22 protein-coding genes and 3 tRNA genes are annotated in these 26,170 nt (G+C 63.1%); 10 read left to right on the top strand and 15 right to left on the bottom strand.

What is annotated here, in order from left to right:
• Positions 1-25: 25 nt before the first annotated feature.
• Complete coding sequence (locus QCE49_RS06415) at positions 26-727, bottom strand: ABC transporter ATP-binding protein (RefSeq protein ID WP_033535923.1); 702 nt, start codon at positions 725-727, stop codon at positions 26-28.
• On the opposite strand from QCE49_RS06415, the gene QCE49_RS06410 reads away from it, so the two are divergent.
• Positions 726-1,397, top strand: a complete 672-nt coding sequence (locus QCE49_RS06410; RefSeq protein WP_284507484.1) for an arylesterase — start codon at positions 726-728, stop codon at positions 1,395-1,397. The two genes, QCE49_RS06415 and QCE49_RS06410, sit on opposite strands and share 2 nt — an antisense overlap.
• Positions 1,398-1,522: 125 nt before the next feature.
• On the top strand, positions 1,523-1,864 hold the full coding sequence (locus QCE49_RS06405; RefSeq protein ID WP_008349728.1) for a hypothetical protein: 342 nt from the start codon (positions 1,523-1,525) through the stop codon (positions 1,862-1,864).
• A 90-nt stretch (positions 1,865-1,954) separates the two neighbouring features.
• On the opposite strand, the gene QCE49_RS06400 is transcribed toward QCE49_RS06405, so the two are convergent.
• From QCE49_RS06400 to tig, 8 genes are all read right to left on the bottom strand, one after another.
• Positions 1,955-3,877 (bottom strand): SurA N-terminal domain-containing protein, encoded by a 1,923-nt coding sequence (locus QCE49_RS06400; RefSeq protein WP_309805808.1) that lies wholly within the window; start codon positions 3,875-3,877, stop codon positions 1,955-1,957.
• 254 nt (positions 3,878-4,131) lie between these two features.
• A tRNA-Asp gene (locus QCE49_RS06395) sits at positions 4,132-4,208 on the bottom strand.
• Positions 4,209-4,233: 25 nt separating this feature from the next.
• Positions 4,234-4,309: transfer RNA gene (locus tag QCE49_RS06390), tRNA-Val, on the bottom strand.
• A gap of 76 nt (positions 4,310-4,385) precedes the next feature.
• A complete protein-coding gene (locus QCE49_RS06385; protein ID WP_279613068.1) occupies positions 4,386-4,718 on the bottom strand; it encodes an HU family DNA-binding protein in 333 nt (110 codons plus the stop codon).
• A 211-nt stretch (positions 4,719-4,929) separates the two neighbouring features.
• Positions 4,930-7,353, bottom strand: a complete 2,424-nt coding sequence (lon, locus tag QCE49_RS06380) for an endopeptidase La (RefSeq protein ID WP_008349749.1) — start codon at positions 7,351-7,353, stop codon at positions 4,930-4,932.
• A 186-nt stretch (positions 7,354-7,539) separates the two neighbouring features.
• Complete coding sequence (gene clpX / locus QCE49_RS06375) at positions 7,540-8,811, bottom strand: ATP-dependent Clp protease ATP-binding subunit ClpX (protein ID WP_008349753.1); 1,272 nt, start codon at positions 8,809-8,811, stop codon at positions 7,540-7,542.
• A 173-nt stretch (positions 8,812-8,984) separates the two neighbouring features.
• On the bottom strand, positions 8,985-9,638 hold the full coding sequence (clpP, locus tag QCE49_RS06370) for an ATP-dependent Clp endopeptidase proteolytic subunit ClpP (protein WP_008349755.1): 654 nt from the start codon (positions 9,636-9,638) through the stop codon (positions 8,985-8,987).
• A gap of 138 nt (positions 9,639-9,776) precedes the next feature.
• On the bottom strand, positions 9,777-11,123 hold the full coding sequence (gene tig, locus QCE49_RS06365) for a trigger factor (RefSeq protein ID WP_008349757.1): 1,347 nt from the start codon (positions 11,121-11,123) through the stop codon (positions 9,777-9,779).
• Between the two features lie 528 nt (positions 11,124-11,651).
• On the opposite strand from tig, the gene QCE49_RS06360 reads away from it, so the two are divergent.
• Positions 11,652-12,800, top strand: coding sequence for a glycerate kinase (locus tag QCE49_RS06360; protein ID WP_250434670.1), 1,149 nt, complete (start codon positions 11,652-11,654; stop codon positions 12,798-12,800).
• Positions 12,801-12,824: 24 nt separating this feature from the next.
• Here the strand turns inward: QCE49_RS06360 and QCE49_RS06355 are convergent, their stop codons facing one another.
• Together QCE49_RS06355 and QCE49_RS06350 are read right to left on the bottom strand one after the other, a co-directional pair.
• Positions 12,825-14,255: a PepSY domain-containing protein gene (locus QCE49_RS06355; RefSeq protein ID WP_250459253.1), complete on the bottom strand. Its 1,431-nt coding sequence runs from the start codon at positions 14,253-14,255 to the stop codon at positions 12,825-12,827.
• A 141-nt stretch (positions 14,256-14,396) separates the two neighbouring features.
• Positions 14,397-14,765 (bottom strand): DUF2946 domain-containing protein, encoded by a 369-nt coding sequence (locus QCE49_RS06350; RefSeq protein WP_250439701.1) that lies wholly within the window; start codon positions 14,763-14,765, stop codon positions 14,397-14,399.
• 272 nt (positions 14,766-15,037) lie between these two features.
• Between QCE49_RS06350 and QCE49_RS06345 the strand changes: the two genes are divergently transcribed.
• Positions 15,038-15,124: transfer RNA gene (locus QCE49_RS06345), tRNA-Leu, on the top strand.
• Positions 15,125-15,292: 168 nt separating this feature from the next.
• Positions 15,293-16,135: a squalene/phytoene synthase family protein gene (locus QCE49_RS06340; protein WP_175982919.1), complete on the top strand. Its 843-nt coding sequence runs from the start codon at positions 15,293-15,295 to the stop codon at positions 16,133-16,135.
• Here QCE49_RS06340 and QCE49_RS06335 read toward each other — a convergent pair.
• Both QCE49_RS06335 and QCE49_RS06330 read right to left on the bottom strand, forming a co-directional pair.
• Positions 16,132-16,983 (bottom strand): DUF1501 domain-containing protein, encoded by an 852-nt coding sequence (locus QCE49_RS06335; protein ID WP_244808069.1) that lies wholly within the window; start codon positions 16,981-16,983, stop codon positions 16,132-16,134. The two genes, QCE49_RS06340 and QCE49_RS06335, sit on opposite strands and share 4 nt — an antisense overlap.
• 16 nt (positions 16,984-16,999) lie before the next feature.
• Positions 17,000-17,365: a hypothetical protein gene (locus QCE49_RS06330; RefSeq protein ID WP_250459255.1), complete on the bottom strand. Its 366-nt coding sequence runs from the start codon at positions 17,363-17,365 to the stop codon at positions 17,000-17,002.
• Positions 17,366-17,609: 244 nt separating this feature from the next.
• Between QCE49_RS06330 and ompR the strand changes: the two genes are divergently transcribed.
• The 4 genes from ompR (at position 17,610) to QCE49_RS06310 (ending at position 21,096) form a co-directional block, all read left to right on the top strand.
• On the top strand, positions 17,610-18,335 hold the full coding sequence (gene ompR, locus QCE49_RS06325; RefSeq protein WP_008349770.1) for a two-component system response regulator OmpR: 726 nt from the start codon (positions 17,610-17,612) through the stop codon (positions 18,333-18,335).
• Between the two features lie 61 nt (positions 18,336-18,396).
• Positions 18,397-19,761, top strand: a complete 1,365-nt coding sequence (locus QCE49_RS06320; RefSeq protein ID WP_008349773.1) for an ATP-binding protein — start codon at positions 18,397-18,399, stop codon at positions 19,759-19,761.
• A gap of 172 nt (positions 19,762-19,933) precedes the next feature.
• Positions 19,934-20,482: a peroxiredoxin gene (locus QCE49_RS06315; RefSeq protein ID WP_008349775.1), complete on the top strand. Its 549-nt coding sequence runs from the start codon at positions 19,934-19,936 to the stop codon at positions 20,480-20,482.
• 89 nt (positions 20,483-20,571) lie between these two features.
• On the top strand, positions 20,572-21,096 hold the full coding sequence (locus QCE49_RS06310; protein ID WP_250459266.1) for a carboxymuconolactone decarboxylase family protein: 525 nt from the start codon (positions 20,572-20,574) through the stop codon (positions 21,094-21,096).
• 16 nt (positions 21,097-21,112) lie between these two features.
• Here QCE49_RS06310 and ispF read toward each other — a convergent pair whose 3' ends face one another.
• Together ispF and ispD are read right to left on the bottom strand one after the other, a co-directional pair.
• Positions 21,113-21,604: a 2-C-methyl-D-erythritol 2,4-cyclodiphosphate synthase gene (ispF, locus tag QCE49_RS06305; protein WP_008349780.1), complete on the bottom strand. Its 492-nt coding sequence runs from the start codon at positions 21,602-21,604 to the stop codon at positions 21,113-21,115.
• A gap of 26 nt (positions 21,605-21,630) precedes the next feature.
• The gene (gene ispD / locus QCE49_RS06300; RefSeq protein ID WP_008349782.1) at positions 21,631-22,353 is read right to left on the bottom strand and encodes a 2-C-methyl-D-erythritol 4-phosphate cytidylyltransferase; all 723 of its coding nucleotides are present in this window, start codon (positions 22,351-22,353) and stop codon (positions 21,631-21,633) included.
• Positions 22,354-22,492: 139 nt separating this feature from the next.
• On the opposite strand from ispD, the gene mfd reads away from it, so the two are divergent.
• Entirely contained in the window at positions 22,493-25,969 is a 3,477-nt protein-coding gene (mfd, locus tag QCE49_RS06295; RefSeq protein ID WP_008349786.1) for a transcription-repair coupling factor, read from the top strand.
• The last annotated feature ends 201 nt before the right edge of the window (positions 25,970-26,170 follow it).

The raw sequence follows: 26,170 nt of genomic DNA, 5'->3' as shown, positions 1-26,170 counted from the left end.
CGGCGCTTCGGCGTCGCGGGTTTTTTTATACGCCGATGCCGTTGACGAGCCGCCCCGCTTCGATCGTCACCGTCGCGTCGCAGCGCTCGGCGAGTTCGGCGTCGTGCGTGACGAGCACGAGCGTCGCGCCGTTGCGGCGGTTCATCTCGAACATCAGGTCGATGATCGCGTAGCCCGTGGCGGCATCGAGGCTGCCCGTGGGTTCGTCGGCGAAGAGCACGGCCGGATGCGTGACGAAGGCACGCGCGAGCGCGACGCGCTGCTGTTCGCCGCCGGAAAGCAGCTTCGGATAGTGGCCCGTGCGCTGCGCGAGACCGACCTGATCGAGAAGCGAGCGGGCGCGCGCCGCGATCTCGCCGTGCGGCATCTCGGCGCGCAGTTCGAGCGGCAGCATCACGTTTTCGAGCGCGGTCAGATGCGGCATCAACTGGAACGACTGAAACACGAAGCCGACCGCGCCGCTTCTGAGCGCGGCCCGTTCGTCTTCGTTCAGGTTCGACAGCTCCTTGCCGAGCAGACGAACCGAGCCCTCGCTCGCGCTGTCCAATCCGGCGAGCAGGCCGAGCAATGTCGACTTGCCCGAGCCCGATGCACCGACGATCGCGACGCTGCTGCCCTTCGCGATCGACAGATCGATCTGATCGAGAATCGTAAGCTCGCCCGTTGCGTCCTTCACTCGCTTGCTTAACCCCCGAACTTCGATGACCGGCTCGATATTGTTTTGCATGGAAACTCTGAAAATTAACTTGCGCGGCCTCGTGCCGGCGATCCTGTTGATGGCGGCATGTTCGGCCACAGCGCATGCCGCCGATGCGCAAGCCGCAGCGCAACCGAAGCCCGCGATCGTCGTGCTGGGCGACAGCCTGTCGGCCGAATACGGCCTGCCGCGCGACACCGGCTGGGTCAACCTCTTGCGCGACAAGCTTGCGAAGGAGCGTTTCGATTATAGCGTCGCCAATTCGAGCATCAGCGGGGACACCACGAGCGGCGGGCGCGCACGATTGACCGCGGTGCTTTCTCGCCTGAAGCCCGCGGTCGTGATCGTCGAACTCGGCGCGAACGATGCGCTGCGCGGCGTGCCGCTCGCGACGACGGAGACGAATCTGCGCAGCATCGTCGATGCCTCGCAGGCGGCGCATGCGAAGGTTTTACTCATCGGCATGTACGTCCCGCCCAATTACGGCCCGGACTATACGCAAAAGTTCCACGCCGTCTATGAGCGCATCGCGAAGGAGAAGAACGTGCCGCTCGTGCCGTTCCTGCTTGCCGGCATCGCTGACAAGCCCGCCATGTTCCAGGCGGACCAGATTCATCCGACGGTGCAGGCCCAGCCTTTGCTGTTGGAAAACGTCTGGCCAACCTTGAAACCCTTGCTGGGCGCCAGTGCGTCGCATTAGGACGACGCTGGCCGCGACAGCTCTTGCAGAACCAACGCGGAACACGGCCACGATTCAGATATCTGAGACTTTCGCGTAACTCTTATAACCCGCTCGTCTCGTGAGCGACTCTACAAGGAGGTCACGTGAAACTTATCCCTCTCCTCGGCCTGGCCGTCGCGCTCTCGGCTTGTGCAGCACAGCCGCCCGCCAACGTGCAACAAGTCGGCATGAGCAAGCAGGCGCCCAATGTCGTCGCGCAGTGCATCGCGCAAAAGTGGGCCGAAAAGTCACAGCAGCAGGTCGTGTCGCAGAACACGCTCGCCAACAATCAGGGCGTCGACGTCTATGTGCCCGGCCAGCAGCCGCCGAATGGCGCCGCCGCGGTGGTGCAGCCAGCGCGCTCGGGCTCCGGTACGTGGGTCGGTTTCCGCGCCTCGGGCGCTGCCGGCAGTCAGGCAACCGGCGATATTCAGGCTTGCCTGTAAGCATCCTGCTGCCGTCTCGTAGCGGCGTAGCAAAGCAAAAAAGCCCCGCTTTCTTTCGGAAGCGGGGCTTTTCGATGATGTCAGCGCCGATCAGTTCGACGATGGTGCCGGCGCCTGGCTCAGCTTGACCTTCGAGCGAGCCTTCAGCGAGTTGAGGTACGCCTCCATGTCGGCCTGCGCGTAGACCTGCGCGACTTGCTGCTGTGCGCCGGCGAGACGATCGGCGGCGACCGGCGCGGCCTTCTCGATGCCGTTCACACGATAAATCGCGTAGCCTTCCGCACCGAGATCGACGCCGACATACGACGGCAGCTTCGATCCATCCGCCTTGAAGATCGCGCTCAACGCGACGGGCGGCAAGCCTTGCGCGTCATTGCGCGAGACGGTGATAGGCGACGTGAAGCCGTCGGTCGACTTCGACTTCTGCAGATCCGCGAGCTTCGCCTCGCCTTCCTTCTTCGCCATCGCCGCAGCCATTTCCGCGACGACCTTCTTGCGCACGTCGTCCTTCACGACGTCGAACGCGGGAACGGTCGAGGCCTTGTAGTCGGTGACGCGCGCGGCGATCAGCGTGTTGTTGCCGACGTCGATTGCCTGCGTGTTGTTGCGGTCCTTCACGGCATCCGGCGCGAACACGGCCGCGAGGAACTTCGGATTGTTGAGCGGATTGTCTTGCGGCAATTGCGGATTCGGCTTCGGACCGACCGTTGCGCTCTGCACAGTCAGCTTGTACTTGTCCGCGGCCGGCTGCAGCGACTTGGCCTTCTCGTAGACGAGATCGGTGAAGCCTTGCGCGTCGTCGGCGAAACCCTTCGTGCCCTGTTGAGCCGCGTAATCCTTCGCGATCGAGTCCTTCACTTCGTCGAACGGCTTCGTGACGGAAGGCTTCACGTCGGTCGACTGAATGATGTGATAGCCAAAATCCGACTCGACGATATTGCTGACTTCGCCCTTCTTCAGGCCGAATGCGGCGTCGTCGAAAGCCTTGCCGCCCGCGATCTGACCGCGCGCGAAGTAGCCGAGATCGCCGCCCTTGCCTGCAGAGCCGGGATCGTCGGAGTTCTTCTGCGCGATTTGCGCGAACTGATCCGGATGCGCCTTGACTTGCGCGAGCAGGTCTTCGGCCTTCTGCTTGGCCTTCGCCTTGTCGGCCGCGCTCGCGTCCTTCGGTGCGTTCACGAGAATGTGGCTCGCGCGCACTTGCGCTTCGGTGCGATAGCGCTGGATGTTGTCGTCGTAGTACTTCTTGAGATCGGCGTCGCTCGGCTTCGATGCGGCCGCGATCGTCGATGGCGACAGCAGCAGATACTGGATCGTGGCGGTTTCGGGCGTCGCGAAATCGTTGCGATGCGCTTCGTAGTAGGCGGTGAGTTGCGCGTCGGTCGGCTGGACCTTCGCGGTGTAGTCGGCCGCGCGCAGCGACAGACCCTGCACCGAGCGCTTCTGTTCCGCGAGTTCGGTCAGGCTTTGCGCGAGCGACTTCGACGTGAACGCCGTGCCTTGAATGCTGCCCGGAATCTGTCCGGTCGCGATCGTGTAGCGCATGCGCTCGTCGTACTGCGCGGGCGTCATGCCCTGCATCGCGAGCAGTTGCTTGTAGCGATCGAGGTCGATGCTGCCGTCGGGCTTCTTAAGCGACGAGATCACCGGATCGTTGAGCAGCGCCCGGCGCACGGCGTCGTCGGAGGCGGTCAGATGCAGACGCTGCGTTTCGTCGGCCATCGCGCGTTGCTGCACGAGACTATCGACCATCGCGGCGCGCGCTTCGGGCGTGTCGAACATCTTGGCGTCGAATTGGGAACCGAGCATCGAGCGGGCGCGGTCCACCTGCTGGCGGAAAGCGCTGTCGAATTCGGCGCGCGTGATCTTGTGGCCATTCACGCTGGCGACGTAGGAACTTTCGTCGAAATAGTTGCTGAAGCCCTGAATCCCGACCATGCCCAGACCGGGCACGATGATCAGGATCAGCAGAGCCATCATCAGGCGCTGGTGATTACGGAAGAAGTCGAGCATGCGTAGCGCTGCGTGGTTATAACAAAACGCTCGATATTACAACAGTGGACGAGGAAAAGGCGAAAGGCGGGCGGGATTTGCACCGCCCGATGTGAAATTCTCGCGTCCCCTTTTCGTAACGGGCGATGTTTCAGTTGAAAGTTTGCGTCCAGCAAGCATTCAATGATGCGAAGCAATGATTAGCATTCTTAACGAGCACGCGCCAAAAGAAAAATCCCGCAAGCCGCGAAGCTTACGGGATTTCTTGTCGAATCTGGCGGAGCGGACGGGACTCGAACCCGCGACCCCCGGCGTGACAGGCCGGTATTCTAACCGACTGAACTACCGCTCCGGGTAGCGCGCAATGAACTGTGACCTGGTGGGTGCTGAGAGGCTCGAACTCCCGACCTACGCCTTGTAAGGGCGCCGCTCTACCAACTGAGCTAAGCACCCGGTCCGCAATTCACTCGGTTTGCGCTGCTGCTGGATTCAGACTTCGTTTTACGAAGGTCCGTATCCAGCGAGTCCGCTAGTTTAGCGCATCCTTCAGCGCTTTGCCAGGGCGAAATTTCGGCACTTTCGCGGCCTTGATCTTGATCTCATCGCCCGTGCGCGGATTGCGCCCCGTGCGCGCGGTGCGCTTGCCGACGGCAAACGTGCCGAAGCCGACGAGCGTCACGGTGCCGCCCTTCTTCAGCGTCGCGCTTACGCCGCCGATGACCGCATCGAGCGCGCGGCCGGCGGCGGCCTTGGAGATATCGGCTTGCTGCGCGATATGGTCGATCAATTCCGTCTTGTTCATTGTGATCCCCGAATCAGTATTGGCACGTTTTAATCGATGTGGTCCGGCATCGAAGCGGATGGCATCTCGATAAGATTGGATGCGGCGCTCATTTAACTTAGCCGAAAGACACGTGTCAACCGGGGTTGAGCCTTATTCGGCGCGGCCTTCGGGCGTTTTAGAAGTTCTCTTCGAAAAGCCGCGCGCAAAAAGAAAACCCGCGGGTGGGTTGCCCGCGGGTTTTTAGCCTCGTTCACGCAACACGGCGTTAAAACCGTGCCGCGACAAGCGTTCAGTGCTTTACGACTTCGCCCGTTGCTGGCGTGTCCTTCTGCTGTTCGGCTGCGACGGGCGTTGCCTTCGCTTCGTCTTCGGGCAACGACTCCGGCGCACGTTCGAGCGCCAGTTCCAGCACCCGATCGATCCAGCGAACCGGCACGATCTCGATGGCGTTCTTCACGTTGTCGGGGATGTCGGCCAGATCCTTCGTGTTTTCTTCAGGAATCAGCACGAGCTTGATGCCGCCGCGATGCGCTGCCAGCAGCTTCTCCTTCAATCCGCCGATCGGCAGCACTTCGCCGCGCAGCGTGATTTCGCCCGTCATCGCGACATCCGCGCGAACCGGAATGCCGGTCAGCACCGACACCAGCGCCGTGGTCATCGCGATACCGGCGGACGGACCGTCCTTCGGCGTCGCGCCTTCCGGCACGTGGATGTGGATGTCCTTCTTCTCGAACGACTCATCCGTGATGCCAAGCCGGCGCGAACGTGAACGCACGACCGAGCGCGCCGCTTCGACGGATTCCTTCATCACGTCGCCGAGCGAACCCGTGCGGATCACGCCGCCCTTGCCGGGCATCACCGCTGCTTCGATCGTCAGCAGATCGCCGCCCACTTCCGTCCACGCAAGACCCGTCACCTGACCGATCTGGTTTTCCTTCGCGGCCAGACCGAAGTCGTACTTGCGCACGCCGAGGAAGGTGTCGAGGTTGGAGCCGTCGACCTTCACGGCGCCTTCCGCCTTCTTGAGCAGCAGCATCTTCACGACCTTGCGGCAGATCTTCGACACTTCACGCTCGAGCGAACGCACGCCCGCTTCACGCGTGTAGTAGCGAATGATGTCGCGGATCGCTTGTTCCGTGACGTCGATCTCGCCGTCCTTCAGGCCGTTGTTGCGCTTCTGCTTCGGCAACAGGTAACGCGTCGCGATGCTGACCTTCTCGTCTTCCGTGTAACCCGACAGGCGGATGACTTCCATCCGGTCGAGCAGCGGCGGCGGAATGTTCAGCGAGTTCGACGTCGCCACGAACATCACGTCGGACAGGTCGAAGTCCACTTCGATGTAGTGGTCCGCGAACGTATGGTTCTGTTCCGGATCGAGCACTTCGAGCAGCGCGGATGCCGGATCGCCGCGGAAATCCATGCCCATCTTGTCGACTTCGTCGAGCAGGAAAAGCGGATTGCGCACGCCGACCTTCGTGAGGCTCTGCAAAATCTTGCCGGGCATCGAACCGATATACGTGCGACGGTGGCCGCGAATTTCGGATTCGTCATGCACGCCGCCGAGCGCCATACGCACGAACTTGCGGTTCGTCGCGCGAGCGATGGACTGCCCGAGCGAGGTCTTGCCGACGCCCGGAGGCCCGACCAGGCACAGAATCGGTGCCTTCACCTTCTCGACGCGTTGTTGCACCGCGAGGTACTCGAGAATGCGTTCCTTGACCTTTTCGAGACCGAAATGGTCTTCGTCGAGCACGCGCTCGGCATTCGAAAGGTCGTTGTTGACCTTGCTCTTCTTGCGCCATGGCAAGCCGATCAGCGTGTCGATGTAGTTGCGCACGACAGTCGCTTCCGCGGACATCGGCGACATCAGCTTGAGCTTTTTCAGCTCGGCGTCGGCCTTCTTCTTGGCTTCCTTCGGCATGCGCGCGGCGGCGATGCGCTTCTCGAGCTCTTCGAGATCCGCGCCCTCTTCACCTTCGCCCAGTTCCTTCTGGATCGCCTTGACCTGCTCGTTCAGGTAGTACTCGCGCTGGCTCTTTTCCATCTGACGCTTCACGCGGCCACGGATGCGCTTCTCGACCTGAAGAATGTCGATTTCGGCTTCGAGCTGGGCGAGCAGATGCTCCAGACGCTCGATCACAGGGAACATCTCGAGGATGTGCTGCTTTTGATCCAGCTTGAGCGGCAGATGCGCGGCGATAGTGTCGGCAAGACGACCCGCCTCGTCGATGCCCGACAGCGACGTCAGGATCTCCGGCGGAATCTTCTTGTTGAGCTTCACGTACTGATCGAACTGCGACACGATCGCGCGGCGCAGCGCTTCGGTTTCGGCGCTATCGGCGTGATCCGGCTCGAGCGGCATCACATCGCAGGAAAATTGCGTTTCCTGCTCTTCGATCGACAGCGTTTTCGCGCGCTGCAGGCCTTCGACGAGCACTTTCACCGTGCCGTCGGGCAGTTTCAGCATTTGCAGGATGTTGGCGACACACCCTACTTCGTACATGTCCTTTTCGGTCGGCTCGTCCTTCGCCGCCGTTTTCTGGGCGACGAGCATGATGTGCTTGCCGCCTTCCATCGCGGCTTCGAGTGCCTTGATCGACTTGGGCCGCCCGACGAAGAGCGGAATCACCATATGCGGGAAAACGACTACGTCGCGCAGCGGGAGCAGCGGCAGCGTAATGCGTTCCTGCGGGAGGAGTTGGGTTCCTGACATTTCATTTCCCCATTAGTGGAATCAGTTCAGTCGTAAATAAGGCCGGTCAGAGCTATTGCAAGCCTTTATCGGAAGGGAAAAGTCGTTAGTCAAAGATCGCGTCAGTAACGTCCACAAGATAAACCGACAAAAATAAAAGGCCGTTCACGTCGCCATGAACGGCCTTTCGCCGACACACAGCCTGCTTCAGTTCGATCCTGCTACTTTCGGTGCGTCTTCGTAGATGAGCAGCGGCTTGCCGTCTCCGTCGATCGTGTTGTCGTCGACGATCACCTTCGAAACGCCCTTCATGGTCGGCAGTTCGTACATTACGTCGAGCAACGCCTGTTCCAGAATCGAACGCAGCCCGCGCGCGCCGGTCTTGCGGCGAATGGCCTTCTGCGCGATGGCCTGAAGCGCCGCCGGACGGATTTCCAGTTCGACGCGCTCCATTGCGAAGAGCTTGTGATACTGCTTCACGAGCGCGTTCTTCGGCTCGATCAGGATCTTCACCAGCGCGGCTTCATCGAGCTTGCCGAGCGTCGCCACGACGGGCAGACGGCCGATCAGCTCCGGAATCAGGCCGAACTTGATCAGGTCTTCCGGCTCGACTTCGCGCAGCACTTCGCCCGCGTCGCGATCCTGCTTGCTCTTCACGCTCGCGCCGAAACCGATGCCGGTCTTCTCGGTGCGATCCGTGATGACCTTTTCCAGTCCGTCGAACGCGCCGCCGCAGACGAACAGGATGTTGGTCGTATCGACCTGGATGAAATCCTGATTCGGATGCTTGCGTCCGCCTTGCGGCGGCACCGACGCCATCGTGCCTTCGATCAGCTTCAGCAACGCCTGCTGCACGCCCTCGCCCGACACGTCGCGCGTAATGGACGGGTTGTCCGACTTGCGGCTGATCTTGTCGATCTCGTCGATGTACACGATTCCGCGCTGCGCCTTGTCGACTTCGTAATTGCAATTCTGCAGCAGCTTCTGAATGATGTTCTCGACGTCCTCGCCGACATAGCCGGCTTCGGTCAGCGTCGTTGCATCGGCGATCACGAACGGCACATTCAGCATGCGCGCCAATGTCTGCGCGAGCAGCGTCTTGCCCGAGCCGGTCGGCCCGATCAAGAGAATGTTGCTCTTCGACAGCTCGATGTCGTCCTTCTTGTCGAGATGCTTGAGCCGCTTGTAATGGTTGTACACGGCCACCGCGAGAATTTTCTTCGCGCGTTCCTGGCCGATCACGTACTGATTGAGGATATCGCTGATTTCCTGCGGGCTCGGCAGGTCGGACTTGGTCAGCCCGGCCTCCTCCGCCGCACCGGCTGCCTCGTCGCGAATGATCTCGTTGCACAGGTCGATGCATTCATCGCAGATGAACACCGACGGCCCAGCGATGAGCTTCTTCACCTCATGCTGGCTCTTGCCGCAGAACGAGCAATACAGCAGCTTTTCGCTACTGGAACCTTTTTTGTCCGCCATAAATGTGTAAGCCTCCGGACACTCTTGTTACATGATACGCGCTTCGATTCCGCGACGCAGATTCGCACCCGCGAGGACCGCCGGAGCGCGTTTTGGCGTGGCGCCCAATGCGCGACTTCGCACGCTTCGCCGGCTTCGTCTCCGAGCGCCGGCGCGGCGCCGCTCCGGACGCCTCAGGGACGCTTGTGAAGCACCTGGTCGACGAGGCCGTAAGCCTGCGCATCGTCGCCCGACATGAAGTTGTCGCGATCCGTGTCGCGCGCGATGCGCTCGACCGGCTGACCCGTGTGATGCGACAGCAACTGATTCAAACGTTCCTTCAGATACAGGATTTCCCGTGCCTGGATCTCGATGTCCGACGCCTGGCCGCGTGCGCCGCCGAGCGGCTGGTGGATCATCACGCGCGCGTTCGGCAGCGCGACGCGCTTGCCCTTCGCGCCGGCCGCCAGCAGGAATGCGCCCATGCTTGCGGCGAGGCCCATGCACAGCGTCGAAACGTCCGGCTTCACGAACTGCATGGTGTCGTAAATCGCCATGCCGGCCGAGACCGAGCCGCCAGGACTGTTGATGTACAGGCTGATGTCCTTGTCCGGGTTCTCGCTTTCGAGGAACAACAACTGTGCGACGACGAGATTCGCCGACTGGTCGTTCACTTCACCGACGAGAAACACCACGCGCTCCTTGAGGAGACGCGAGTAAATGTCATAGGCACGCTCGCCGCGGCCGCTCGTTTCCACGACCATCGGAACGAGGCCGAGCGCCTGGGCTTCGAAATCCCGCGGTGCGTGGGACGCCAACGTGTCGAGCAATTCAGCGCGAAAGGTCATGCAATTTCCTTGTTCGGAATAAGGGTACTGAACGACAAAGGAACATCCACTAGAACGGCATGCAAACGCCCAACTTTAATGCAAAAAAGGCGTGCGAGCCGTCAGTCCGACGACTCCGCACGCCCCTTGCCTAACGCGTCAGGCTTGCGCCGTTGCGCTGGCCAGTTCCTCGAAGCTGACTTCCTTGTCGGTCACCTTGGCCTTGCCCAGGACGAAATCGACGACGTTGCTTTCGACGACGTACGCTTCCATCTCGGCGAGGCGCTGCTGGTTCGAATAATACCAGCGGACGACTTCCTTCGGGTCTTCGTAGCTCTTGGCGAATTCGTCCACTTCAGCGCGGATCTGCTCGGGCTTCGCCTGCAGTTCGTTGGCCTTCACGAGTTCGGCCAGCACGAGGCCCAGCTTCACGCGACGCTCGGCCTGCTCGGCGAACATTTCGGCCGGGATCGGCGCGTCGGCTGCATTCGGCACGCCGCGTTGTTGCAGGTCCTGGCGAGCCATTTCGACGAGGCGCTGCTGATCCTGTTCGATCAGCGCCTTCGGCACGTCGAGTTCGGAGATCTTCAGGAGCGCGTCCATGACCTGATTCTTCACGATCTGCTGCGTGCGGCGCTTCGCTTCACGCTCCAGATTGTCCTTGATCTCGGCGCGCATCTTCGTGAGGTCGCCGTCTTCGATGCCGAGCGACTTCGCGAAATCGGCGTTGATTTCCGGCAGATGCGGCCATTCGATCTTCTTCACGGTGATCGTGAATTGCGCCGTCTTGCCCGCCACGTCCTTGCCGTGGTAGTCATCCGGGAACTTGAGGTCGAACGTGCGCTCTTCGCCGACCTTCAGGCCCGTCGCGGCTTGCTCGAACTCGGGCAGCATGCGGCCTTCGCCCAGCACGAATGCGAAGTCCTGTGCGCTACCGCCTTCGAACGCGACATCGTCGATCTTGCCGACGAAATCCAGCGTTACGCGGTCGCCTTCCTTGGCTGCCGTGTCCGCGCCGCCGTCGCCGTGCTCGCCGGCTTCGCCGCGGGCGTGGAAATGCACGCGCTGCTTGCGCAGGATGTCCAGCGTGCGATCGACTTCGGCTTCGGAGATGGTCGTGACCGTGCGTTCGATTTCAGCGGTCGCCACGTCGCCGAGGCGCACTTCGGGATAGACCTCGAAGGTCGCGTCGAAGGCGTAGGCGTCCGTTGCGGCTTCCGACTTCGGCGCGAAGCTCGGCTGGCCCGCGACACGCAGGTTCTCGGCGCGCGTGACATCGAAGAATTCCTTGCCGACCTTGTCGCTCAGCACTTCGGCTTCGACCTGGCCGCCATACTGTTGCGTCACCATCTTGAGCGGCACCTTGCCCGGGCGGAAACCCGGCATGCGCACATTCTTGGCCAACTGGCGGATGCGCGAATCCACTTCCTTCTGCACCGTGTCCTTCGGCAGGGAAATCGTCACGCGGCGTTCGAGCTTGCCGAGGTTCTCAACTACGTTAGCCATGGCTGAAATCGTCCTAGAGTAAATCGTAAATTCGGTGTTCGGTTCTTCCGCGGTTCTAAAGGCGCGGGTCCGGATGCGGCCTCTGCCTGAGCCGGCCGAAATCGACGCCTGGCGCCGGAAGACGCCCAGAATAAGCGTCTCGCGGGAGTGCCGGAACGTCGCCCGACACGGTGTCAGTCAACAGAGCCAAGCATTTTAGCAAACTATTCCGCGCGGTCCGTCCGACGATCCTGCAAACACTGCGTTTCGGTCCGATTTGACTCGAAAAGTGCCAGTTTTCGACGCTCATTTCGGCGTAAATCCGCGTTTTGCTGACCGGCTCTCCCGCGCAGAATTCCCGCTATCGGCACGCCGCTATTTTGCGTCGCGCGCCGCGCTGATAAGCTTGCCGGCGCATGATTCGAGCGGCGAAGCGCTCCGGCGCGCAATCCATTGCCGCAAGGCATGAAGCGCATGCGACATTCGCATAGATGGAGCCTCGCCGCGGCTTTTCAATCCTTGCTTCCACATCAGAACATTCGAGACACCATGCCTAACGCCACGTCCGCTGCTCCCGTAGTTGTCATCGCTCCCGATTCGTTCAAGGGCTCGCTCTCCGCGGAAGGCGTCGCGAACGCCGTCGCGGAAGGCATCAGGCGCGCGCGGCCGGACGCCGATATCCGTATCCGTCCGATGGCCGACGGCGGCGAAGGCACGCTCGACGCGATGCTCTCGGCAGGCGGCGAGCGGCGCATGCTCAACGTGCGGGGCGCGGCCGCCGCACGCCGCGACGCCGCCACGGGCCTGCTCGACGACGGCAGCGCAATTATCGAGACGGCGGAAGTCGTGGGCATCACGGATGCGGACGGCATGGCCGTGCCCGTCACCGAGCGCAGCACGCTCGGCATGGGCGAGGCGATCCGCGCGCTGCTGGATTCCGGCGCGCGCAGATTCTATGTGGCGCTCGGCGGCAGCAGCACCAACGACGGCGGCGCGGGCCTGCTCGTCGGCCTCGGGCTGAAACTCTTCGACGCAGACGGCAAGGAGCTCCATCCGGTGCCATCGGCGCTCGGGGGAGTCGCGCGCATCGACGCTTCCGGGCTCGATCCGCGCGTGAAGGACGCGGAGTTCGTCGGCATGTCCGATGTCGACAATCCGCTCACCGGCGATCACGGCGCGACGGCGGTCTTCGGGCCGCAGAAAGGCGTGACGCCGGAGCAAGTGCCCACCATCGACGCCGCCCTCGCCCATTTCGCCGATCTGCTCGAACCCGCGATGGGCGTCGCGAAACGCAGCGAACCCGGCGCGGGCGCGGCGGGCGGGCTCGGGTTCGCGCTGCACATGCTCGGCGCGCGTTTCGAGACCGGCGCGGAGGTGGTGGCGCGCGAAATCGGGCTCGACGCCGCGCTCGAAGGCGCGAACTGGCTCATCACGGGCGAAGGCCGTTCAGACGTGCAGACGCTGCATGGCAAGGCGCCGTTCATCGCCTGCAAGCATGCGCGCGATCACGGCGTGCCGGCGTCGTTGCTGTCGGGCGCCGTCGATTCGGCCGCGCTGCCGCGGCTCTCCGAATTTTTCAGCGGCTGCTTCTCGCCGGCGCCCGGCCCGATCACGCTCGAAACGGCGATCCGCGATGCGGCGCGGCTGCTCGCCAACGAAGCCGAGCAGCTCACGCGCCTCAGATTCGGTTCCAAATAAGTCCGAACGAGGCGCGCGGGTTCGTCAGGCAGCCGCGCGCTTGGCCCCGAACGCAAGCCGGTCGAAGCACCAGACGGCGAGCATGGTCGCGCCCATCAAAGGGAAAATCACGCCGAGCAACGTCAGGCTGCCGCGCCAGGCGCGCATCGGCGGGCGCTTCGTGGGCCGCGCCGGCGCGCCGAGTTCGCGCGCGGGCCGGCGTTTCATCCACATGATGAAGCCCGTCACGGACAACGCCGCGAGCCCGAGCGATATCGCCGAGCAGACGATCTGGTTCAGAAGCCCGAAGTAGCGCCCCATATGCAGCGACGTGCCGTACGAGATCACTTTCGCCACGCCGCCGTAGCTTGCGTAATCGATGTCGGACAGCACGCGGCCGCTGTATTGATCGATGTGCAGCGTGCGTTCGGCGCGCGGATCGGCGGGGAAATACGAGACCGTGTAGACGCCCGTCGGCTTGGACGGAAGCGCGATGCCGTAGTCATCCGCGACACCGTTTTTCGCGGCGAGCGCGACCACGTCGTCGATCGACATGCGCGCAGCCGAAGCCGACGCATTCGCGCCTTCCGGCACCGTTGTCGCGCCGACGGCCCACGGCGTCTGATGCAGCGGCAGATCGTCCATCTTCATCTGCATGCCGTGCATCGCGTGTTCGTTGTTCGAGGTCGCTGGGGCCGTCGAATGCACATGCGCCTCGCCCCACGCGCCCTTCGGATATCCGAGCGATGCGGTCGTCGCAAGCGCCTTGAATTGCTTGCCCCACGATCCCGACCACGGCAATCCCGAGAGAACGAAAAAGAGCGCGCCGACCGCGAGCCACACGCCGCCGACCGCATGCAGATCGCGCCACCACGCGCGCCCTTTGAGCGATAGCCGGGGCAGCCACACCCCGCCCTGTCTCGCGTTCGACCGGCTGGGCCACCACAGCGCGATACCCGTGCCGATCATCAGGAGCGTCCAGCATCCGGCGAGTTCCATCAGCAGCTCGCCGGTCTTGCCGAGCATCAGGCCGCGATGCAGGTTGCGCACCTGTTTCATCAATCGATGTTCGACGGAAAGCGTGCCGAGCACGGTGCCGTCGTACGGGTTCACGTAGACGCTTTCGCTTTCGCCCGATGGCAGGCGAAAGACGAATTCGGCGCTGCGCGTGCGATCGGTTTCGATTTGCGCGAGCGTCGGTACGGCGCCGCGCGGTTCGCTCGCGGCAGCCTTGGCGAGCAGGATATCGCGGGACAGTTGCGGGGCGTGCGTGTCCGCGACGATCATCCGGTCGCGATACAGCAGCGGCTCGATCTGCGGCTGAAAACAGTAGATCGTGCCGGTGATCGCGAGCACGATGAGAAGCGGCATCACGAAGAGTGCCGCATAGAAATGCCAGCGCCACAGCGTGCGGCGATGCGCGATGACTTCCGCGCTCGGCGTCGCTGGCGCCGCGTTCAGGTCGGGTGCAAGCATGGCGAATCTCGTTGAGTATTTTTGCGATGAGCGCGCATCTGAAGTACCGTCAGTGCCGTGACGATATTCCCGACGAGCGGTCGTACGTTCATCGCGCTCATGTGCGCGACGAACATCGATGCGGTCAGACGAAGGAAGGCTTCAGGAGAGGACGGGCGGCGCGCGCGGGCTCGCGGCGTTGAAGGATTTCGAGGTGACGTCTTCGACGTTCGCGAAGGCAGGCACGCGCGTGACGCGTTCGATCAGCGCGACGTCATGCACGACGCCCGTGACGATCGGCAGATTCTGCGCGAGCAGTCCGCAGTAGGAGCAGGCGTCGACATGACTCGCGGCGTCGTGATGGCCGGCGTGCGAGTCCGTTGCAGGCGCATCGACCGTGCAAAGCACCGCTTGCGGATTGGCGGCCTGGCGCGCGGCGAGCGTCTGACTGATGACCGGCGCGACGATGGCAAGCCACATGGCGGCGATGCCGAGCCATGCGACGAAGCGATTGCGCGCGTTGCGGTTCATGAGCGGGAATGTCGATGCCGAAGCGGAAGTGTGACGAGATTGTAGGCAGCCGATCTGCGAGCCGCAATCTTCGGGCGCGTATGGCCGGAATCGACGGCCATGCCGACGATTCTCGCGCCTCGCTTAAGCTCAGGACCGTCGACGCATTTTCGCAGACATCGCCAGATGAATGCGTTAGAATGTCGGGCTTGGCACAGTGGACCGGTGCCGGACACGGCGGCATCGCCGGGCGCGGGTCATCATCCGCAAGAGCCCAGAGCGCCTGCCGTGCTGCGAGGATGGCGAAATTGGTAGACGCACCAGGTTTAGGTCCTGACGCCCGCAAGGGTGTGCGGGTTCGAGTCCCGCTCCTCGCACCACACGAAAACCCCTTTCATCGGCAAAGGGGTTTTTTGTTTTTGCGGCCGGCTGATGCTGCCGCCGCTGCGCAGCGAAGCCGCGCCTCGCCGGATAAAATGAACGCCGCGCGGCCAACCGCACGACCAGAACCGACCCCGCCTCCCCTCGAACTCCCACAAGCTCCGTTCGTGAATTTCGACGATTACTGCCAGCAAAAAGCCGCGCCTGAAGGTTCGGGCACGTACTACGCGCTGCGCCGCGCGCCGGCTGCGAGCCAGCCGCTTCTGACCGCGCTATATGCGCTTTATCGCGAGCTCGAAGAGACCGTGAAGGAGACGAGCGATCCGACCATCGGCCGCACCAAGCACGCATGGTGGCAAAGCGAACTCGGGCGGCTCGATGGCGGCGAGCCCACGCATCCGGTCACGAAAGCGTTGCAGGCGCACGCGGGCGATGCCGCGCATCCGGTTCTCGACGATGCCGGACGCGCATCGCTTGCCGCGATCGTCGACGGCTTCGGCATGGATCTCGATCAGGCGCGCTACCTCGACTGGCCCGGCTTGCGGCGTTACCTCGATCAGACGGGCGGCGCATTCGCGACGGCCGTTGCACGCGCGAGCGCGCGCAATCCGCAGCAGGCCGCGTCGTGGGCCGCGCCGCTCGGATCCGCGTTGCTGCTGGCCGAGCGCGTTCAGGACATCGGCGGCGATGCGCGCAATGGCCGCATCTATATTCCCATCGACGAGTTGCAGCGATTCAACGTGACGGCCGCGGACATCATCAATCGCAAGTACGGCGATACGTTCACGGACCTCATGCGCTTTCAGACCAGCCGCGCCCGCCAGGCGCTAGACGACGCGCTGGCCGCGATTCCCGCTTCGGAGCGCGCGACGCAACGCGTGCTGCGCGCGCAGGCAGCGCTGTCCTTCGCGCTTTTCGACGAGATCGAACGGGAGAACTTTCGGGTGCTGCATCAACGCATCGCACTCACGCCGATCCGCAAGCTGTGGATCACATGGAAGACGCGTTAGACGCGAAGGATCGGCAATGGCGCGAAGCGCGCGCCGAGAATCGATGACGAATCGATCTGCCCGCATGCGTCGAGCACCGTGGCATAGAGCGTTCTGAAGTCGACGCCGACGGACAAGCCGCCGTCCGCATCGAGTCGATCGAGTCGCGGTGGCATGCCGAAGAGTCCGCCGCGCACGCCTCCGCCCATCATGAAATGCGCCGCGGCCGCGCCGTGGTCGGTGCCGCCCGCGGCGTTCTCGCGCGCGGCGCGTCCGAACTCCGAGCGCGTCATCACGAGCGTGCGGCTCCATGCGCCGGACGCGATCAGCGACGCCCGCAGCGACGCGAGCCGCTCTGCCAGCGTGGCCAGCAGCGCCGCATGCCGGTGCGACTGACGCTCGTGCGTGTCGAAGCCGTGCAAGGTGATGTGCGTCACCTTCAGGTTCACGCGATCGAGCCAGCCGCCGGCGCGATATTCATCGGCATGCGATGCCGTGTCCCAGATCTGTCGCGAGCGGAAATGCGAGCGATTGGGAGCGTCATAGCCGACGCCCTGCACGATCGCCATTTCGTTGGCGCGCCACGCGCTCATCAACGGCAACAGCGACGGATGCAAGGCGGTGCGTTCATCGAGCATCAATGCGCGGTCTTTCGATATCGCGAGTTTCGGCCGCAACACGCGATAGCGCGCATCGGCGATCGGGATGACTGTGTTGAGCGCATCGTTGCCGCCGTCGAGGTCGACGATCACGAGGGAGCGAATCGAAGCAGAGGAAGTGTCGGAATGTGCGATGGCGCACGCATCGCCGATGCTGCCGAGACCTCCCGCGAACGCACCGGCAATCGAGAGAAATTCACGTCGGTCCATCGCGGGCACGCGCCGCTTACCGCTTGTAGAGATCGCGCACCGCTTCTTCGATATGCTGCCGCAAGAGACGGCGCTCGTCGGCGGTCATCACGGTGTGGCGCGGCGGGCGCGCGGGCGGCGGCTGATCTACTTGCTGAATGGGTTGCATGGCCGCGGTCTTCGGATCGTGGCTCGACGACCCCGAACCTTTGCCCACGCGCTGCTGCGCGCGAATCATCCTGCCATCGAAACGATTCGGGGAACTCGCGATGCCGCGATCGAAGCCTGCCGGTTGTGCATAGGCGTGAGGCGTGCTCAGTACTGCGTAGAGCGCACTGGCAAGAAGTGTCTTTCTGAGAATGCGCTCGTTGCGCACGGGTCCGCGCTGCCGCGCTCCCTTCATGTTGTTCCCTTCGTTGCTCGACAACCGGACAGCCTCAGTCTTTTCGCGCACGTCTCGAAGCGGCTTGGTCGTGCCGCGCGACGCACTGGTCTAATGGAGTATCTACCGAATGGCGGGCTTAGGTAAAGCAGTGTACGCAGCAAACCCCTAGGCCGTGCCACAGGCCCCGTAAATTTTGTAACGAACTGTTACACTCGCTTTTGTTACAAACTCGGCGTTTGAACAAACGCGCTAAGATGCCGCCATGGAAACCAAGAACCCTTCAAAAATTCTCGTCGTCGACGACGATCCGCGCCTGCGCGATCTGTTGCGCCGATACCTCGGTGAACAGGGCTTCAACGTGTACGTTGCGGAAAACGCCCCGTCGATGAACAAGTTGTGGGTGCGCGAGCGTTTCGATCTGCTCGTCCTCGATCTGATGCTTCCCGGCGAAGACGGTCTTTCCATCTGCCGGCGTCTGCGCGGCAGCAACGATCGCACGCCGATCATCATGCTCACCGCGAAGGGTGAAGATGTCGATCGCATCGTCGGCCTCGAAATGGGCGCGGACGACTATCTGCCGAAGCCTTTCAATCCGCGCGAACTCGTCGCGCGCATTCATGCGGTGCTGCGGCGTCAGACGCCGTCCGAATTGCCGGGCGCGCCGTCAGAAACCACCGAAGTGTTCGAGTTCGGCGAATTTGCACTGAATCTCGCGACGCGCACGCTCACGAAGAACGGCCAGGAAATCCCGCTGACCACCGGCGAATTTTCGGTACTCAAAGTGTTCGCGCGCCATCCGCGCCAGCCGCTTTCGCGCGAAAAGCTGATGGAGCTCGCACGCGGCCGTGAGTACGAAGTGTTCGACCGCAGCCTCGACGTGCAGATATCGCGTCTGCGCAAGCTGATCGAGCCCGATCCCAGCAGTCCGCGTTTCATCCAGACCGTGTGGGGCCTCGGCTACGTGTTCATTCCCGACGGCGCAGCCTGATCGATCCTAAGCGAGTTTCGTCACGCTCTCTCCCCTTCACCGAGCCGAACCCGACAGACTCATGCGAATCGACAGGCGGCTACTGGCGCTCGCGTTCGGCGGCCTGTTCTGGCGAACCTTCGCGCTGATCGCGCTGCTCATCGCAGTCAGTCTCACGGCGTGGTTCCAGAGCTTTCGCGTCATCGAGCGCGAGCCGCGTGCGCAGCGCGTGGCGCTTCAGCTCGTCGCCGTGGTCAAGCTCACGCGCACCGCCCTGCTCTATTCCGACCCCGATCTGCGCCGCGCGCTGCTTCAGGATCTGGAGAGCAACGAAGGCGTGCGCGTGTATCCGCGCGAGACCACCGACAAATACAAGCTCCAGCCCGATGAATCGCTCAACCGGCTGATCGAACGCGACGTGCGCGGGCGGCTCGGCAACGAGACGATCATCGCGCAGTCGGTGAACGACATTCCGGGCGTATGGATCAGCTTCAAGATCGACGACGACGATTATTGGGTCGCCCTCGATCGCGATCAGCTCGACACCGTGACCGGCCTGCAATGGGCCGGTTGGGGCGTGTTCGCGCTCGCGCTGTCGCTGTTCGGCGCGGCGTTCATCACAAGTCTCGTGAATCGGCCATTCGCGCGTCTCGCGCTCGCCGCGCGCAAGGTCGGTTCGGGGCAATCGCCCGAACCCTTGCCCGAACGCGGCATGGGCGTTGCTGCCGAAACCAATCGAAGCTTCAACCAGATGGTGCAGGATCTCGAGCAGCTCGAGGCCGACCGTGCGCTGATGCTCGCGGGCATCTCGCACGATCTGCGCACGCCGCTTGCGCGCCTGCGGCTGGAGACGGAGATGAGCCCGTCGGACGAAGCGACCAAGCTCGCGATGATCGACGACATCGAGCAGATGGACATGATCATCGGGCGCTTTCTCGACTATGCGCGGCCGATGCAGCGCATGCCCGAGGCCGTCGACCTGTCGATGATCGCGAGCGAACTCGCCGCCCGCTTCCAGGCCGACGACGGCGTCGTCATGCGGACGGATCTCGCGCAGGGCGCGGTCATCGAAGGCGATCCGACGGATGCGCGGCGCGTGGTCGGCAACCTGCTGGAAAACGCGCGCAAGTACGGCCGCAGCGAACACGACGACATCGCTCGCATTACGCTGCAGACGCGCGTCGCGCACGGCAGGGTCGAGCTCTCCGTGATGGACGAGGGCCGCGGCATCCCCGACGATCAGGTCGCGCTCATCACGCGTCCGTTCTATCGCGTCGATACGGCGCGCACGCAGGCGAACGGCACCGGTCTCGGCATGGCGATCGTGCAGCGCCTCGTCACGCGACAGCGCGGCACGCTGCGTCTGCGCAACCGCACGCCTTTGCCCGGCTTCGAAGTCACCATCGACTTCCCGCCGATGAAAGGCGGCGTGCGCTTCGAAGGCTAGAGCGCGCCCGTTTCGGAAGCCGGAAACGGCCGAAGCACTCTTTTAATTCTGGTTAAGATGAAGCGGTTCAACGCTCGGCGCGGCCTGGCATGAACGTGTCACGCGAGCGTTACGGCGATACGGTAGTTTGGCTGGAGTTTGTCCTTTCAACGATTTCACAGGAGTTTTCCGCATGAAGACCGTTGGCGATAAAGTCGAAGCATTCACTGTCACCGCTGCGAAGCCGGGTTTCAACCATCACGAAGAGAACGGCCAGTCGGCGTTCGAGGAAATCACCGAGCAGTCTTTCCCCGGCAAGTGGAAGATCATCTATTTCTATCCGAAAGATTTCACGTTTGTCTGCCCGACGGAGATCGTCGAATTCGCGAAGCTGGCGGCCGATTTCGAGGACCGCGACGCGGTTCTGCTCGGCGGCAGCGTAGACAACGAGTTCGTCAAGCTGGCATGGCGCCGCGAGCACAAAGACCTGAACAAGCTGAACCATTACTCGTTCGGCGACGTGAAAGGCGAACTGATCGATCAACTCGGCGTGCGCGACAAGGAAGCCGGCGTGGCGTTGCGCGCGACCTTCATCGTCGATCCGGACAACGTCATTCAGCACGTCTCGGTCAATAACCTGAACGTCGGCCGCAGCCCGGAAGAAATCTTGCGCATTCTCGACGGCTTGCAAACGGACGAACTCTGCCCGTGCAACCGTGCCGTCGGCGGCGCGACGCTGTAAGCGTTTCCGGATGCCGCAAAGCCCGCCATCGAGCCGAGTGTATTCGGCCGATCGGCGGGCTTTTTAATGCCATCGAACAGGAGAAAACAATGGAATTTCTGTCTGCGATCAAGGAACTGGTGCCCGACTACGCGAAGGACATTCGCCTTAACGTCGACGGCACGATCGCGCGTTCATCGCTCGAAGGCAGCGATGCGGCTGGCGTCGCGCTCGCCGCCGCGTTTGCCGCGAAAGCGACGAAGCTCGTCGCCATCATTCGCAACTCGGGCGCGCTGTCGCCCGAAGAGACGAACGCCGTGCTCACCGCGGCCGCGCTGATGGGCATGAACAACGTCTGGTATCCGTACCTGGAAATGGCCGACAACGCCGATCTCAAGACGCAGCCCGCGAACTTGCGCATGAACGCGTATGCGTCGCACGGCGGCGTCGACAAGCGGCGCTTCGAGATGTACGCGCTCGCGGCGTCGATCGTCGGCAAGTGCCATTTCTGCGTGAAATCGCACTACGAGAATCTCGTGGCCGAAGGCATGTCGACGATGCAACTGCGCGACGTCGGCCGCATCGCCGCGGTGATCAACGCCGTCGCGCTGACGATCGAAGCCGAAGGGAAATAGCGCTTCCCGCCGCGCTTTAGCCGTCGATTGACGTCCGGCGCAAAAGCACCGCGGCCTGCGCTTCGATGCCTTCCTTGCGCCCGAGATAGCCGAGCTTCTCGTTCGTCTTGGCCTTGACGTTCACGCGATCCATTGAAAGATCGAGATCGGCGGCGATGTTTTCGCGCATGGCATCGATATGGGAGCTGAGTTTCGGCGCCTGCGCGATGATCGTGCTGTCGACGTTCGCGATCGCGAAACCCGCCTCCGACACGCGCCGGAACGCCTCGCGCAGCAGCACGCGGCTGTCCGCGCCGGCGAATTCGGTCGCCGTGTCCGGGAAATGCCTGCCGATGTCGCCGAGCGACGCCGCGCCGAACAGCGCATCGGTGATCGCGTGCAGCAGCACGTCGGCGTCCGAGTGGCCGAGCAGACCGCGCTCGTAGGGAATCGTCACGCCGCCGATGATGAGCGGGCGGCCTTCGACGAGCTGGTGGACGTCGTACCCTTGTCCGATTCTGAAATCCATCGATCCAAACCTTTGTTGAGTGTGAGTCAGGCGCCGGCCGAAAGCATCGCGCCCGCGAGCGCGAAATCCTCCGGATACGTCACCTTGAAGTTGCGCAGACTGCCCTGAACCAGTTTCGGCGAATGACCGAGCCATTCGATCGCGCTCGCTTCGTCCGTCAGGTCGTGGCCGTCGTGACGCGCACGCTCGATCGCTTCGCGCAGCATGCCGAGCCGGAACATTTGCGGCGTCTGCGCCTGCCAGAGCCCGTCGCGCGATTCGGTGCGCGCGACGCGCACGTCGTCCGTGGGGACATCGGGCATGTTCGGTGCGACGCGTTTCAGCGTGTCCGCGACCGGCAGCGCGAGAATGCCGCCGACCGCATCGTCGCGCAGTTCCGCGACAAGCTTGCGAATCAGCTCCGGCGTGATGCCGGGGCGCGCGGCGTCGTGCACGAGGACCCAGTCGTCTTCGCGCGCGCCGAATTTCGCGAGCGCGACGAGCCCGTTGTACACCGACGCTTGCCGCGAGGCGCCGCCGCAGCGCTCGACCGCGAAGCGCAATCCGGCGAAGCGGCGCGCGTCGAAGTGGTTGTCGTCCGGTGCGAGCACGACGAGCGTCTGCGAGAATTCGGAGCACGCGTCGAACGCCGCGAGCGTGTACGCGAGCATTGGGCGGCCCGCGATCGTCTGGTATTGCTTCGGCATCGGCGCGCCGGAGCGGCTGCCGGTGCCGGCGCAGGGAATCAGTGAGAACAGGCGCGAAGTCACGGGCGAATAGTCGAGCAGATGAGGTGAACAAGTCAAAGTTGAAGCCCGGATTTTATAATAGGTCTTTCGCGACCACGTCCCGCGCACGCCGGTTCGACTCTCCGAACCCGCGTTTGCCGGACGGCTCCATGCACACCTTATGCCTTCCAAAGCCGTCAACGCGCAGTCCAGTTCTCCCATCGCGCTCGTGAAACCGGGTCAGCGCTTCGTTTTCGATGGCGCTTCCGGCTCGTCCGATGCGCTCGCCATCGCGCGTTACTACGCCGCGTATCGCGAGAGCGTGCCGCTCCTGACGGTCGTCACCGCGAGCGCAGTCGATGCGCAGCGTCTCGCCGCCGAAATCCCCTACTTCGCGCCCGATGCGCGCGTGCGCCTTCTGCCCGACTGGGAGACGCTGCCGTACGACACGTTTTCGCCGCACCAGGATCTCGTCTCGGAACGTCTCGCGACGCTGCACGATCTCGGCGAAGGCCGCTGCGACATCCTCATCGTCCCGGCGACGACCGCGCTCTATCGCATGCCGCCCGCGTCGTTTCTCGCGGCTTACACGTTCTCGTTCACGCAGGGCGAGCGGCTCGACGAAGCGAAGCTCAAGGCGCAATTGACGCTCGCGGGTTACGAGCACGTGAGCCAGGTCGTGCGGCCGGGCGAGTATTGCGTGCGCGGCTCGCTCATCGATCTCTATCCGATGGGCTCGGCGCTGCCGTATCGCATCGATCTGTTCGACGACCAGGTGGACTCCATCCGCGCGTTCGATCCGGACACGCAGCGCAGCCTTTATCCGGTGCGCGACGTGCGCCTGCTGCCGGGCCGCGAGTTCCCGTTCGACGAAGCCGCGCGCACCGCCTTTCGCAGCCGCTGGCGAGAGGTCTTCGAGGGCGATCCGAGCCGCTCGCAGATTTACAAGGACATGGGCAATGGCGTGCCCTCGGCGGGCATCGAATACTATCTGCCGCTCTTCTTCGATGAAACCGCGACGCTCTTTCATTACTTGCCGCAAGGCTCGCAGCTCGCGTTTGTCGGCGATATGGACGCCGCGATCAAACGCTTCACGCACGACACGAAGCAGCGCTACGACTTCCTTTCGCACGATCGCGAGCGGCCCTTGCTCGAACCGCGCCGGCTCTTTCTGACAGACGACGATTTCTTCACGTTCGCGAAGCCCTTCGCGCAGTTGAAGTTTCCCGCGACGCCCGAAGGCGGCTGGGCCGTGCCGCTGCCGGGCCTCGCGATCGACCGTCACGCCGACGAGCCTTTGCTCGCGCTGCGTCACTATCTGGAGCAGACGGACAATCGCGTGATGCTCGTCGCGGAATCGGCGGGACGTCGCGAGACGATCCAGCAATTGCTCGCCGACAACGGCCTGCGCGGCGAATTGCGCGACACGTTCCACGAATGGCTGACCGCCGACGGCAAGTTCACGCTCGGCATCGCGCCGCTCGCCAACGGTTTCGCGCTGCCGTTGGAGAAGCTGTCGATCGTCACCGAGACGGAGCTTTACGGACCGCTCGCGCGCCGCGCCGGACGGCGTCGTCAGGAGCAGGCGAGCAACGTCGATTCGATGGTGCGCGATCTCGCCGAGCTGAAGGTCGGCGATCCCGTCGTGCATGCGCAGCATGGCATCGGCCGATACATGGGCCTCGTGTCGATGGACCTCGGCGAAGGTGAAACCGAATTCCTGCATCTCGAGTATCAGAACGAGGCGAAGCTGTATGTGCCGGTCGCGCAATTGCATGTGATCTCGCGCTACAGCGGCGCGGACCCGGAAAGCGCGCCGCTGCATACGCTCGGCTCCGGCCAGTGGGAAAAAGCCAAACGCAAGGCCGCGCAGCAGATTCGCGATACGGCCGCCGAGCTGCTCAACCTCTACGCGCGCCGCGCGGCGCGCGAAGGTTATGCGTTCAAGCTCGAGCCGCGCGACTACACCAAGTTCGCGGAGAGCTTCGGCTTCGAGGAAACGCCCGACCAGGCGGCGGCGATCGCAGCCGTCATCGGCGACATGACGAGCGGCAAACCGATGGACCGTCTCGTGTGCGGCGACGTCGGCTTCGGCAAAACGGAAGTCGCGCTGCGCGCCGCGTTCATCGCGGTGATGGCGGGCAAGCAGGTCGCGATTCTTTCGCCGACGACGCTGCTTGCGGAACAGCACACGCAGACCTTCACCGACCGTTTCGCCGACTGGCCGGTGCGCATCGCGGAACTGTCGCGCTTCAAGACCGGCAAGGAAGTTTCGACGGCCGTGCAGCAGATCAACGAAGGCTCGGTCGATATCGTCATTGGCACACACAAGCTCTTGTCGAGCGATGTGAAGTTCAAGCGGCTCGGGCTCGTGATCATCGACGAGGAGCATCGCTTCGGCGTGCGGCAGAAGGAGGCGCTCAAGGCATTGCGCGCCGAGGTCGACGTGCTCACGCTCACCGCGACGCCGATTCCGCGCACGCTCGGCATGGCGCTCGAAGGCCTGCGTGATTTCTCGGTGATCGCGACCGCGCCGCAGAAGCGGCTCGCGATCAAGACCTTCGTGCGGCGCGAGGAAGACGGCGTGATCCGCGAGGCGATGCTGCGCGAACTGAAGCGCGGCGGCCAGGTTTACTTCCTGCACAACGAAGTCGAGACGATCGAGAATCGGCGCGCGATGCTCGAAGCGCTGGTGCCCGAGGCGCGCATCGCGGTTGCGCACGGACAGATGCACGAGCGCGAGCTCGAACGCGTGATGCGCGATTTCGTCGGCCAGCGCGCGAACGTGCTGTTGTGCACGACGATCATCGAGACCGGCATCGACGTGCCGAGCGCGAACACGATCCTCATGCATCGTGCGGACAAGTTCGGTCTTGCGCAGTTGCATCAGTTGCGCGGACGTGTCGGGCGTTCGCATCACCAGGCGTATGCGTATTTGCTGGTGCACGATCCGCAATCGCTGACGAAGCAGGCGCAGCGGCGGCTCGAAGCCATTCAGCAGATGGAGGAACTCGGCTCGGGTTTTTATCTCGCGATGCACGACCTGGAGATTCGCGGTACGGGCGAGGTGCTCGGCGACAAGCAATCGGGCGAGATTCACGAGATCGGCTTCCAGCTTTACACCGACATGCTGAACGACGCCGTGCGCGCGCTGCGCGAAGGCCGCGAGCCGGATCTGAACGCCCCGCTTGCGGCAACGACCGAGATCAATCTGCACGCGCCCGCGATTCTGCCCGCCGATTACTGCGCCGATGTGCAGGAGCGTTTGTCGTTGTACAAGCGGCTCGCGAACTGCGAATCGAGCGATGCGATCGATGGCATTCTCGAAGAGCTCGTCGATCGATTTGGGAAGCTGCCGCCGCAGGCGCATGCGCTCGTGGAGACGCATCGGCTGCGTCTTGCTGCGAAACCGCTCGGCATCTCGAAGATCGACGCGGGCGAGCAGTCGATCTCGCTGCAGTTCGTTCCGAACCCGCCCGTCGATGGCATGAAGATCATCGAGATGGTGCAGAAGCATAAGCACATCAAGCTCGCGGGTCAGGACAAGTTGCGCATCGAGTCGCGGAGTCCCGATCTCTCGGTGCGGATCTCTACTGTCAAGGAGACGTTGCGGGCGTTGGGGGGGCCGGTTCGGAAACCGGCCGCTGTTGTTCGGTGATTTTTTTGTTTTCGCCGGATCCCGATTTGCTTTCGGTCTGTCAGCGTTGCCTCCTGTGCGGGGTGGGGCTCACTTTGCTTACTGTAGTCGCCGGATCCCGGTTTCGTGTCGGTCTATTAGCGTTGCCCCTGTGCGGGGCGGCACTCACTTTCTTTGCTGCTGCAAAGAAAGTAAGCAAAGAAAGCAGCTTTTCAGGCCCGC

The sequence above is a fragment of the Caballeronia sp. LZ008 genome, from assembly GCF_031451435.1.
Lineage (GTDB): Bacteria > Pseudomonadota > Gammaproteobacteria > Burkholderiales > Burkholderiaceae > Caballeronia > Caballeronia zhejiangensis.
The sequence above is the reverse complement of the archived record's forward strand: the minus strand, read 5'-3'. Positions and strand labels throughout refer to the sequence as shown.